Source organism: Labrenzia sp. THAF191a (assembly GCF_009363335.1).
Taxonomy (GTDB): Bacteria; Pseudomonadota; Alphaproteobacteria; order Rhizobiales; family Stappiaceae; genus Roseibium; species Roseibium algicola.
Map to the genome: position 1 here is coordinate 1120928 of NZ_CP045333.1, position 11573 is coordinate 1132500.

Here is an 11573-nt window from a genome sequence, read left to right on the forward strand (position 1 = left end):
GCACCGGTGGGGCTTTCAAACCCGTGCGAAGAGCTCCCTGAGGGCTTCGGCGTCGATCGCCCTGCAAACCGCACCTGCCGGCCTTGCGGTTGGCGTGTCTTCGGCCGCCAGCATGGCGTTGAGGACAGCTTCCTCGATTGCCTCCACCGCAGCCATGTAGACCGGATCGAGCAGATCGTCGTTCAGCGACACCATGGATTTCCACGGCCCGCTGAGCTGCGGCAGATCCATTTCATTGGCCGTGCTGAAAGCAAGGAAAATGTCGCCGGAACTGTTGCCGCCCGGCGTTCCGCCCCTGCCAATGCCAATGGTCGCGCGGCGGGCCAGACGGTCGAGCTGAGAAGGCAGCAGCGGCAGATCCGTTGCGATGATCACGATGATCGAGCCACGCTCCGCCTTGAAACCTGGCAACCGGTCTTCCATCATCTTTTCCCCGACGGACTGTCCCAGCACCTTGAACCATGGCCGAAGACCGTGGTTCGCCTGCACAAGAACCCCGAGCGTGTGGGGCTTGCCACCTGTCTCGATACGCCGTGAGGCGGTCCCCGTTCCTCCCTTGAACTCGTAGCAGATCATGCCCGCACCACCGCCGACATTGCCTTCGGCAGGCGGATTGGATGTCGCGTTTTCAAGGGCTTTTGCCGCGTGTTCCGGCCGCACATGCAGGCCATTGATGTCGTTGAGGACACCGTCATATGTTTCCGCGACAACCGGCATCGCCCACAGATGGTTGTTCTCCCAGGCATCGCGATAGGTATCGACCATCCAGCGTACGGCGGCCTCGTGCGCAGCGCCTACGCTATGCGTGTTGGTGATCAGGATCGGGCCGGTGAAATAGCCCGCGTCCTTGACCCAGTGACTGCCGGTCATTTCACCGTTGCCGTTGAGCGCATGCAGCCCTGCCCACACCGGACGCGGTGTCGATGTTCGCCCCCGGGGCAGAATTGCCGTGACGCCCGTCTGCACCGGAAGGCCGTTGCTCGCGAGCGCAGGTGTCAGCCTCGAGGACAGCGTTTCATAGCCGACAAGCACCCCTTCGACATCGGTAATCGCGTTTTGCGGACCCGGAGTGCCCGGCATGGGAAGTCCCAGGTCGCGGGCACGTTTGGAGTTATGTTTCTGCGTCATTTCTTGCGGGACCGCATGTAGAGGCCAACGGACGCGATGATGAAGGAAAACACCAGCATGACCGTGGCAATTGCATTGATTTCCGGTTTGATGCCCCTGCGCAGCATCCCGTAGATGTGAACAGGCAGGGTCGTGGAATCGACGCCGGAGATGAAATAGGTGATCACCAGATCATCCATCGAGATGATGAAGGCGAGCATGGCGCCGCCGATGACACCCGGTGCGATCAGCGGCAGGGTCACCCGCCGGAATGTTGTCCAGCCATCGGCCCCCAGATCCGCCGATGCCTCTTCCAGGCTGTCGTCCATATCCGCGATGCGGGCGCTGACCACGATGAACACGTAACTGCTGAGGAACGTGCAGTGGCCGATGATGATCGTGTGCAGTCCAAGACCGAAGCCGAAGGACACGAAGAAGATCAACAGTGCGATGCCGAGGATGATGTCGGGCATGATCATCGGCATGAACAGAAGGGCCCGGTAGAAATTCTTGAGGCGGAACCTGAAACGGGCGACAGCCAGCGCAACCGACGTACCGAGCACCGTCGACACCGCCGTGGTGATAAGGGCTACCGTCAGGCTGTTCAGTACAGCGTTATAGAGCTGATCGGTGGATTCCACGTAAAGCGTCAGCTCGTTCAGTTCCGTCGGGAAGCCGAAGATCGTGCGGTACCAGTCGAAGGTAAACCCCTGCCAGATCATCATGTTGACCGGGTTGGAGTTGAACGAGAACACCGTGATCAACAGGATCGGTACATAGATGAAGACCAGAAACAGCCATCCGTAGACCGACAGGAACAGGTTTCGCCAGGAAATCTTGCGCCTCATGCCGCGACCTCCTCTGCCACCTTCGATCCGCCGGAGCGCCGCTCTTCACGGGTAACAATGCGGATGTAGTAGAGAAGCAGGACCAGGACGGCGGCCATCACCATCATTCCAAGCGCTGCTCCGAAAGGCCAGTTGCGCGCCGACAGGAATTGCTGCTCGATCAGATTGCCGATCATGACCACCTTTGCCCCGCCCAGAAGCGACGGCACGATGAAATTGCCAAGGCTCGGGATGAAGACGATGATCGACCCGCCAACAATGCCTGGCAGGGTCATTGGCAGGATCACGCGAAAAAATGTCTGCAGCCGGTTGGCGCCCAGGTCCTGCGAGGCTTCGATCAGGCTGTGGTCCAGCTTTTCGATGCTGGCATAGAGCGGCAGGAACATGAACGGCACGAACACATAGACCATGCCGATGACCACCGCCGTGCCTGTGAAGATGATTTCCAGCGGCTGATCGATCAGTCCGAGGCCCATCAGCGCCTGGTTGAAGAAACCGGTTGGCCTCAGGATCAGGACCCATGCGAACAGACGCACGATCAGGCTGATGAAGAAAGGCAGCGTGATCAGGAAGATGACCAGGTTTTTCATCCTGTCAGACATCCGCGACACCCAGAATGCGACCGGGTAACAGAGGATGAGGCTGAGCAAAACAGTGGTTGCCGCCAGTTTCACCGACCGCAGAAAGATCTCGATATAGACCGGATCGAAGCGCTCGTACTTGGTGTCGGCCCATCCCAGAATGCGACCGTAGTTAAGATGGAAGAATTTCCATTCGACGCCGCCATAAAGACCCGGTGTGAGCCAGGAATAGACGATCATGATGGCGAGCGGCCCGAGGAAGAAGACCGCGAGAAAGGCGGACGGCGGCAGCAAGAGGCCAAACAGCGTCAGCTTTCGCCTGTTTTCCAGTGTGTTGTGCACCCAGCTCATGCCGGAACTCCATTTCCCGGAATGAGGTGCACGGCATCATGCGGCACGAACAGCGAGGTCTGTTCGCCGATGGTGTGATGCGACGTGCCAGGTCCCGCCCGAAGCGATGCCCTGACCGGCGGCAGCCCCTGGCAAGAAAGAACAAGACGGTAATCGGTACCGGCGAAAAAGCTCTCGCTGACCGTGCCCGAGATTTCGTGTCCCGCCCGCTCGCCAGAACCGCTTTGCCCCAGGTCCGCCAGAAGGTTTTCCGGCCGGATCAACACCTTTGCCGAATCGCCTCGCTTCAGGCCGTTTACCGGACAATCGCGTATGACGGTACCATCGGTCAGAACGACGTCGCAACGCGCACCGGCGACCGAAACCACTGTCGCGTCCAAAAGGTTGCTTTCGCCGATGAAGCGGGCAACGAATTCGTTCGCCGGACGTCGGTAGAGCTCTTCAGGCGCATCAAGCTGCTGGATGGTGCCGCCGTTCAGTACCGCGATCCGGTCCGACATAACCAGGGCTTCTTCCTGATCGTGCGTGACGAAGATGAACGAGATGCCAAGTTCGTGCTGCAGGGTCTTCAGCTCCTGCTGCATCTTGTGGCGCAGGTTCTTGTCGAGTGCCGACAGGGGTTCGTCCAGCAGAAGAATTTTAGGCCGGGCCACAAGCGAGCGGGCAAGGGCCACCCGCTGTTGCTGCCCACCGGAAAGCTGGCCGATCTTGCGCGCACCCATTCCGGCAAGGCCGACAAGCTCGAGCATGCTGCCGACGCGCTGTCTGATTTCCGCTTTCGCGACGCCTTTAACCTCGAGGCTGTAGGCAACGTTCCGTTGCACGGACAGGTGCGGGAACAGGGCATATCTTTGAAAGACGGTGTTGACCGGTCGCTTGTGTGCCGGCTGATCCGATACCGGTTGGCCGTCTATGTAGATCTCGCCACCGTCGAGATCCTCAAACCCGCTGACCGCCCTCAGCAAGGTGGTCTTGCCGCAGCCCGACGGGCCAAGCAGCGTCAGAAACTCGTTGTGAGCCACTGTCAGGGACACATTGTCCAGTGCCCGGATGACGCCACCTTCCGGAGCCTGAAAGCTCTTGGAGGCGCTTTCGATCCTCAAAATTCCTTGCATTCTACCCCCTCGGAACGTCAGGCGACATGCGCGGCCCGGGGCCGCGCAGTCTGAACGGGACGGTCATCCGCATCCGCACTCATTGTGCCGTTTTGATGCGCGTCCATTCACTGTTGTAAAGCTGCAGGTCGCGGCCGAGGTCCACGAAGATCTGCAGCTTTTCCATCACGTCCTGAGGCGGGTAGATGCTTTCATTGTTGGCAATTTCCGGCGGCAGGAGATCCCGGGCCGGCAGATTGGGGGTGCCGTTCAGCTGCTGCTGTACGTTCAGCGCGGAAATTTCCGGCTGAAGATAGAATTGCAGGAACTTCTTTGCGTTGTCCTTGTTGGGCGCGCTGGCAAGGACGCAGATGTCCTCCTGATACATGGTCGCGCCTTCCTCCGGGATGACGTAGGCGAGCACGTCCGGAGCCTGCTGCACGAAAATGTTCGCGCCGACATACCAGTGTGCCGCCGCCACATCGCCAGACTGGACCAGCGGAATGCTGTCGTAGGTAAAGGCGGTGACGTTCTTCTTGCGCTCCAGAATGTAATCTGCCGCGGCCTTGATCTCGGCTTCATCGGTGGAATTGACCGACGTGCCGTTCATGATGTGACCGATGCCGATGGTCTCGCGCAGATCGTCAAGAAGGATGATCTTCTCGCCCTTGTCAGCCAGGGCGAAGAAATCCTCCCAGCCGGTCATTTCGGCCACTTTCTGCTTGTTGTAGGCGATGCCGACAGTGCCCCAGGCATAAGGCAGACAGTATTCCGCGTCCGGATCTGTCTTCGCGCGGATGAACTGCGGGTCGATGTTCTTGAAAGCCGGATCGCTGCCGATGCCGGTCTTTTCCAGCAAACCAAGCTGGAACATGATGTCGTGCATATGGACCGACGGGAACACGATATCGTAACCGGTGGCGCCTGCCTGGATCTTCGCAAGCATTTCCTCGTTGGATCCATAGGTGTCCAGGTTGACCTTGATCCCCGTCTCCTCGGTAAATCTGGTCAGAACCTGCGGATTTATGTAGTCGCCCCAATTGTAGAGATTCAGTTCTTCCTCGGCCTGCGCAGCACTGGCAACAGCCACCAGTGCCGCTGCCCCAAGTGTTGCCTTGGCAACTCTCTTCAGCGTGTTGTTAGTCATGGAACCCTCTGGTTTGCTGCCACGTTTCTGGGAGGTGAACGGGCTTGCGTCCAAAAGGAGATTGAATTATGACATTTCTGTCAAATGTTATTTTTCTGTCATTTTGGGAGCTGAAATGGAAGCCGGCTTCTCCTCCTTCCCTCAGGCGAAATTCGATGAATTCATCAAACGCTTGCAGGATGAAACACCCAAACTCCCCAAGCAGGAGGCCCGGCTCGCGCAGTTCGTCAGCCTGAATATTTCATCTCTCGGGCTGGAAACCGGGAAATCTCTCGCGGAAAAGGCGGGGGTTTCAGAGGTCACCGTCGGAAGGTTGCTGCGCCGGCTCGGTTGCGACGGCATGAAAGGGCTGAAGCAGCTGCTGCGCGAACATTATTCGGTCACCACGGCCTCCTTCGTCACCGACGGGGACATTCCTTTGCGGTTCGTCGAGACGCTGGAAGCCGAGGTCCAGGGACTGACCAACGTCTTCAACCAGACGCAAGGCGATAATTGGGAAGAGGTCATCCGACTGGTTTCGACTTCCGAGACGATTTACGCCACGGGATTTCAGTCGATCCGGGGAACGGTGGAGGATTTCGCCCGCCGGATGGCGCTGGCGCGAAAGAATGTCCATTTCCTGTCCGCCCATGACGGCATGCTGGGCGAGTGGCTTGATCACGGCCCGGAAACGGCCGCCACAACGTGCCTTATCCTGGTGGACGTCGTGCCCTATGCATCGGAATCGCTGAAGCTCGCCCGGTTGGCAAAGAGCCAGGGCCGGTCAGTGATTGTGGTTTCGGACGAATATTGCCACTGGAGTAGGGAGATCGCCGATGCCGCCGTCTATGCGCCTTCCAGAACGGGCCTCTTCCTGGAGTCGACCATCGGGATCGTTGCCGCGCTCAGCCTGATGGTCGACATTGCAGCCAGGGCCAACGAGACGACCTCGAGCCACCGGCTGGTGCAATGGAAGGCGAATTCGAAGAAGCTGGGACTGTTTTAGCGCGGGATCAGAACGTCGGCGGCGTACAGGCGCTGACAACGACACAGCGGCCGTTTCGCAGTGCCTTGAATCTGTGCGGGATCGAGCTCTTGAAGAGGTAGGCATCTCCTGGTCCGAGGATCTTTCTCTGCTCGCCGACGGTCACTTCAAGCCGTCCCTCGATGACGATACCGGCCTCCTCGCCCTCGTGGCTGAGCATGACGCGGCCCGTATCCGCCCCCGCTTCATAAACTTCGTAAAGCATCTGCAGCTCGTGGCCGAAGAGGCTGTTGCCGACTTGCCTGTAGGAAATGTTGCCCTTGCCGATTTCGGTCAACTCATCGACGCCGAAAAACACCTGCTCCTGCCGCTCCGGCTCATAGGCGAAAAACTCCGACAGGCCGATCGGTATACCGTCCAGAACGCGTTTCAATGCGCTGAGGGAGGTGTTGATCTTGGCCGCTTCCAGCTGGGAAATGAAACCGTTGGTGACACCGGCCCGTTTCGCCAATTCCCGCTGTGAATAGCCATGCGCTTCCCGGATCGCCCGCAGGCGCAATCCGACGTCGCGTGAGAAGTCATCGGTGTTTAGTGTGTTTATCATCCTAAACATCTTCCCACTCAATTTTTGTCTTTTCAATATCTTGATGCCTGCAAGAAACAGACTATTCGGCTTGTCAAAATCAGTGCTTTCTAGTGCGACCGACCGAGGAGGCGCACATGAACATCGTCAGCAACACCACAGATATTCGATCCAACCAGCCGCTTGACGCTTACTGGATGCCATTTACCGCGAACCGGCAGTTCAAGCAGTCTCCACGCATGCTGGTCTCGGCCAAGGGCATGCATTACCGGAGCGACGACGGCCGCAGCATTCTCGACGGCACTGCGGGCCTCTGGTGCTGCAATGCCGGACACGGTTATGAAGAGATCACCAATGCGGTCGCACGGCAATTGTCCGAACTGGACTACGCGCCCTCCTTCCAGATGGGCCATCCGATTGCCTTCGAATTTGCAGAACGTCTGAAGCAGATTGCGCCGGAAGGCTTCAACCATGTCTTCTTTACCGGATCCGGGTCCGAATCCGTCGATACGGCATTGAAGTTGGCGCTCGCCTATCACCGCGCCCGGGGGGACGCTTCCCGAACCCGGTTGATAGGTCGCGAACGCGGTTATCACGGTGTCGGCTTCGGCGGCATTTCCGTTGGCGGCATCGTCAACAATCGCCGCCATTTCGGTTCGCTCCTGACCGGTGTCGATCACTTGCCGCACACCCATGCTCCCGAACACAACAGCTTCAGCAAGGGCCAGCCTGAATGGGGCGCACATCTTGCGGATGATCTGGAACGGATCGTCGCGCTACACGGGGCGGAGACCATCGCCGCAGTCATCGTGGAACCTGTTGCAGGCTCCACCGGCGTACTCATTCCGCCCAAGGGATATCTGGAGCGACTGCGTGCGATCTGCGACCGTCACGGTATCCTGTTGATCTTCGACGAGGTCATCACCGGTTTCGGACGACTCGGCGCTCCATTCGCATCAGATTTCTTCGACGTGAAACCGGATCTCTTTACCACTGCCAAGGGTCTTACCAACGGCGTCATTCCGATGGGAGCGGTCTTCGCGCAGGACGCTATCTATGAAGTCTTCATGGACGGTCCGGCCGAGACAATCGAACTCTTCCACGGCTATACCTATTCCGGTCACCCGGTCGCCTGCGCCGCCGGCCTAGCTACGCTCGATATCTACGAGAAACATAAGCTTCTGACCCGTGGTTCGGAGATCTCCAGCACCTGGGAAAACCGTATCCATACGCTCAAGAGCGCAAAACACGTCAAGGACATCCGCACGATTGGCGTCATTGCCGGCATTGAACTGGATTCCCGCGAGGACGCGCCCGGAAAGCGTGCCTATGAGGTTTTCGTCAAGTGCTTCGAGGCGGGCTTGCTGATCCGCGTGACCGGCGACATCATCGCTCTTTCTCCACCATTGATTGTTGAAGAAGACATGATTGACGAGATGGTGGCAACGCTGGGACGGGTCCTCTCCGAGACGGCCTAGGTATTCAGTCTTTCGCCCTGCCCCTTGTCATACATAACAAAAAACCCCGTCAGTTTTTTCTGACGGGGTTTTATTTTGTATCGGTATGTGGCTTTGAGCTTTTTTGTGCCAGTGCGTCGGGCATAGCGCTTTTTGTGGGAGCGCTGGTCAGTTTGGAATCAGTATCCGTTAGCAACAAAAAACCCGGCGCGCGGCCGGGTTATTTGTTGGTTGCGGGAGCAGGATTTGAACCTGCGACCTTCAGGTTATGAGCCTGACGAGCTACCGGGCTGCTCCATCCCGCGTTGTTTTTTTGTTTGTCCTTTGCGCGCTGCGCGTTTGGTCAAACTGGGTCTGGTCCCTTTTGGGCATACCCTTATGTTTCGGTTTGACCGGAAGACTGCGCTGATATGGGACAAGAGATCCGGAGCGCAGCGGAGGCAAGGCCAAGTGGCCGCCGGCCGGTCGGGCCGCCCCGCGGAGCGCAGCCCGAAGGGCGTTACGCGCGTGAGCGACAGACAAATTGAAGAGGTTTCAAATTGCGATTTGCAGGCCTGGCGGCGACCTACTCTCCCACACCTTAAGATGCAGTACCATTGGCGCTGGGGAGTTTCACGGCCGAGTTCGGGATGGGATCGGGTGGGGGCTCCCCGCTAGGGCCACCAGGCCGGCGAAGCGCAATTTGCGTGAACTGGTCTATATATTTTTTGATGTTTTGGTCGGCCTCGCCTGGGACGAAGGTTCCAGGACATTGGCCCTATGGATCATTTCAAACGCGCTCAAGCAGCCCGAAGGGCGGTAGCGCACTTAAAATGATCTTTTCGATGCGCCAGGGGCGCATCCAAAAGATGAACATTGACTAATGAGAGGATCAAGCCGAACGAGCTATTAGTAAAGCTAAGCTTCATGCGTTGCCGCACTTCCACACGCTTCCTATCGACGTGGTGGTCTTCCACGGCTCTTCAGGGAGAACTGGTTTTGAGGTGGGTTTCCCGCTTAGATGCTTTCAGCGGTTATCCCTTCCGTACATAGCTACCCTGCAATGCGGCTGGCGCCACAACAGGTCCACCAGAGGTACGTCCATCCCGGTCCTCTCGTACTAGGGACAGATCCTCTCAATTCTCCTACACCCACGGCAGATAGGGACCGAACTGTCTCGCGACGTTCTGAACCCAACTCACGTACCACTTTAATTGGCGAACAGCCAAACCCTTGGGACCTGCTCCAGCCCCAGGATGTGATGAGTCGACATCGAGGTGCCAAACAATGCCGTCGATATGGACTCTTGGGCATCATCAGCCTGTTATCCCCGGCGTACCTTTTATCCGTTGAGCGATGGCCCTTCCACGAGGGACCACCGGATCACTATGGCCGTCTTTCGACTCTGCTCGACTTGTCAGTCTCGCAGTCAGGCAGGCTTATGCCATTGCACTCAACGAGCGATTTCCGACCGCTCTGAGCCCACCTTCGCGCGCCTCCGTTACCATTTGGGAGGCGACCGCCCCAGTCAAACTACCCGCCACACACGGTCCCGGATATTGTTGTACCGCGGTTAGATATCCATGACGACAAGGGTGGTATTTCAAGGGTGACTCCACAAGAGCTGGCGCTCCTGCTTCAACGTCTACCACCTATCCTACACATGTCGTGACGAATACCAGTGTGAAGCTGTAGTAAAGGTGCACGGGGTCTTTCCGTCTGACCGCAGGAACCCCGCATCTTCACGGGGAATTCAATTTCACTGAGTCTATGCTGGAGACAGCGGGGAAGTCGTTACGCCATTCGTGCAGGTCGGAACTTACCCGACAAGGAATTTCGCTACCTTAGGACCGTTATAGTTACGGCCGCCGTTTACTGGGGCTTCAATTCGGTGCTTGCACACCTCCTCTTAACCTTCCAGCACCGGGCAGGCGTCAGACCCTATACGTCGCCTTACGGCTTCGCAGAGCCCTGTGTTTTTGATAAACAGTCGCCACCCCCTGGTCTGTGCCACCCCACAACGGTTGCCCGTCGTGAGGTCTCCCTTCTCGCGAACTTACGGGAGCATTTTGCCGAGTTCCTTCAGCATAGTTCTCTCAAGCGCCTTGGTATTCTCTACCAGTCCACCTGTGTCGGTTTCGGGTACGGTTTATACGGTGGAGCTATTTCCTGGAACACCTTCGCTGCACCCCCAATCCAATAAGGAGATACAACACACGGCATCCGTCACTACCACCAAGCTGCAGAATATTAACTGCATTCCCATCGACTACGCCTTTCGGCCTCGCCTTAGGGGCCGGCTAACCCTGCGCCGATTAGCGTTGCGCAGGAACCCTTGGACTTTCGGCGAGCGGGTCTCTCACCCGCTTTATCGTTACTCATGTCAGCATTCGCACTTCTGATATCTCCAGGAGCCCTCACGGGTCCCCCTTCGCAGACTTACAGAACGCTCCGCTACCGCGCATCATAAGATGCACCCGCAGTTTCGGTGTATGGCTTGAGCCCCGGTACATTTTCGGCGCGGAACCCCTTATTTAGACCAGTGAGCTGTTACGCTTTCTTTAAATGATGGCTGCTTCTAAGCCAACATCCTGGTTGTTTTGGGAGTTCTACATCCTTTCCCACTTAGCCATAACTTAGGGACCTTAACTGGCGGTCAGGGTTGTTTCCCTCTCCACAATGGACGTTAGCACCCACTGTGTGTCTGCCGGATAGTACTTCTCGGTATTCGGAGTTTGGTTAGGATCAGTAAGGCGGTAAGCCCCCATAGCCCATCCAGTGCTCTACCCCCGAGAGTATTCATCCGACGCTCTACCTAAATAGATTTCGCGGAGAACCAGCTATTTCCGAGTTTGATTGGCCTTTCACCCCTAGCCACAGCTCATCCCCGACTTTTTCAACAGGCGTGGGTTCGGTCCTCCAGTGCGTGTTACCGCACCTTCAACCTGGCCATGGCTAGATCACTCGGTTTCGGGTCTAATCCAACGAACTAGGGCGCCCTATTCAGACTCGCTTTCGCTACGCCTACACCTACCGGCTTAAGCTTGCTCGTTAAATTAAGTCGCTGACCCATTATACAAAAGGTACGCTGTCAGGCTTGCGCCCTCCAACTGTTTGTAGGCATCCGGTTTCAGGAACTGTTTCACTCCCCTCGTCGGGGTACTTTTCACCTTTCCCTCACGGTACTTGTTCGCTATCGGTCGACAAGGAGTACTTAGGCTTGGAGGGTGGTCCCCCCACGTTCAGACAGGATTTCACGTGTCCCGCCCTACTCGAGGACTTGCATAATTTCTACCCGTACGGGGCTATCACCCACTAATGCCCGACTTTCCAGACGGTTCCGGTTCTTAAATGCAAGCCACTGGCCTGGTCCGCGTTCGCTCGCCACTACTAGCGGAGTCTCGGTTGATGTCCTTTCCTCCGGGTACTTAGATGTTTCAGTTCCCCGGGTTTGCTCCCTTG

8 protein-coding genes, 1 tRNA gene and 2 rRNA genes (1 of these 11 cut by a window edge) are annotated in these 11573 nt (G+C 57.4%); 2 read left to right on the plus strand and 9 right to left on the minus strand.

The window, feature by feature from the left end; all coding sequences use genetic code 11:
• Positions 1-15: 15 nt before the first annotated feature.
• From FIV05_RS05150 to FIV05_RS05170, 5 genes are all read right to left on the minus strand, one after another.
• Positions 16-1128, minus strand: coding sequence for a P1 family peptidase (locus FIV05_RS05150; protein WP_152508890.1), 1113 nt, complete (start codon positions 1126-1128; stop codon positions 16-18).
• Positions 1125-1955 carry an ABC transporter permease gene (locus FIV05_RS05155; RefSeq protein ID WP_055656819.1) on the minus strand — a complete coding sequence of 277 codons (831 nt, stop codon included), beginning with the start codon at positions 1953-1955 and terminating at the stop codon, positions 1125-1127. Before FIV05_RS05155 ends, FIV05_RS05150 begins: the two co-directional genes overlap by 4 nt.
• A complete protein-coding gene (locus FIV05_RS05160) occupies positions 1952-2887 on the minus strand; it encodes an ABC transporter permease (protein ID WP_152508891.1) in 936 nt (311 codons plus the stop codon). The genes FIV05_RS05155 and FIV05_RS05160 overlap by 4 nt, the downstream gene beginning before the upstream one ends.
• A complete protein-coding gene (locus FIV05_RS05165) occupies positions 2884-4002 on the minus strand; it encodes an ABC transporter ATP-binding protein (protein ID WP_152508892.1) in 1119 nt (372 codons plus the stop codon). Before FIV05_RS05165 ends, FIV05_RS05160 begins: the two co-directional genes overlap by 4 nt.
• A 79-nt stretch (positions 4003-4081) precedes the next feature.
• A complete protein-coding gene (locus FIV05_RS05170; protein ID WP_152508893.1) occupies positions 4082-5128 on the minus strand; it encodes a spermidine/putrescine ABC transporter substrate-binding protein in 1047 nt (348 codons plus the stop codon).
• A gap of 115 nt (positions 5129-5243) precedes the next feature.
• Here FIV05_RS05170 and FIV05_RS05175 point away from each other — a divergent pair, with 115 nt between their 5' ends.
• Positions 5244-6113 (plus strand): MurR/RpiR family transcriptional regulator, encoded by an 870-nt coding sequence (locus FIV05_RS05175; protein WP_152508894.1) that lies wholly within the window; start codon positions 5244-5246, stop codon positions 6111-6113.
• Positions 6114-6120: 7 nt separating this feature from the next.
• Here the strand turns inward: FIV05_RS05175 and FIV05_RS05180 are convergent, their stop codons facing one another.
• Entirely contained in the window at positions 6121-6696 is a 576-nt protein-coding gene (locus FIV05_RS05180) for a cupin domain-containing protein (RefSeq protein WP_152508895.1), read from the minus strand.
• A gap of 116 nt (positions 6697-6812) precedes the next feature.
• Here FIV05_RS05180 and FIV05_RS05185 point away from each other — a divergent pair, with 116 nt between their 5' ends.
• Positions 6813-8153: an aspartate aminotransferase family protein gene (locus FIV05_RS05185; RefSeq protein WP_152508896.1), complete on the plus strand. Its 1341-nt coding sequence runs from the start codon at positions 6813-6815 to the stop codon at positions 8151-8153.
• A 207-nt stretch (positions 8154-8360) separates the two neighbouring features.
• On the opposite strand, the gene FIV05_RS05190 is transcribed toward FIV05_RS05185, so the two are convergent.
• The 3 genes from FIV05_RS05190 to FIV05_RS05200 form a co-directional block, all read right to left on the minus strand.
• Positions 8361-8437 (minus strand) — tRNA-Met (locus tag FIV05_RS05190).
• A 247-nt stretch (positions 8438-8684) separates the two neighbouring features.
• Positions 8685-8799, minus strand: a 5S ribosomal RNA gene (gene rrf / locus FIV05_RS05195).
• A gap of 200 nt (positions 8800-8999) precedes the next feature.
• A 23S ribosomal RNA gene (locus FIV05_RS05200) occupies positions 9000-11573 on the minus strand; it runs 149 nt beyond the window's last position.

What these genes read in the sequence shown, in the direction of transcription:
- FIV05_RS05150 (WP_152508890.1), bottom strand. Translation starts at nt 1,128, where the DNA reads ATGACGCAGAAACATAACTCCAAACGTGCCCGCGACCTGGGACTTCCC.
- FIV05_RS05155 (WP_055656819.1), bottom strand. Translation starts at nt 1,955, where the DNA reads ATGAGGCGCAAGATTTCCTGGCGAAACCTGTTCCTGTCGGTCTACGGA.
- FIV05_RS05160 (WP_152508891.1), bottom strand. Translation starts at nt 2,887, where the DNA reads ATGAGCTGGGTGCACAACACACTGGAAAACAGGCGAAAGCTGACGCTG.
- FIV05_RS05165 (WP_152508892.1), bottom strand. Translation starts at nt 4,002, where the DNA reads ATGCAAGGAATTTTGAGGATCGAAAGCGCCTCCAAGAGCTTTCAGGCT.
- FIV05_RS05170 (WP_152508893.1), bottom strand. Translation starts at nt 5,128, where the DNA reads ATGACTAACAACACGCTGAAGAGAGTTGCCAAGGCAACACTTGGGGCA.
- FIV05_RS05175 (WP_152508894.1), top strand. Translation starts at nt 5,244, where the DNA reads ATGGAAGCCGGCTTCTCCTCCTTCCCTCAGGCGAAATTCGATGAATTC.
- FIV05_RS05180 (WP_152508895.1), bottom strand. Translation starts at nt 6,696, where the DNA reads ATGATAAACACACTAAACACCGATGACTTCTCACGCGACGTCGGATTG.
- FIV05_RS05185 (WP_152508896.1), top strand. Translation starts at nt 6,813, where the DNA reads ATGAACATCGTCAGCAACACCACAGATATTCGATCCAACCAGCCGCTT.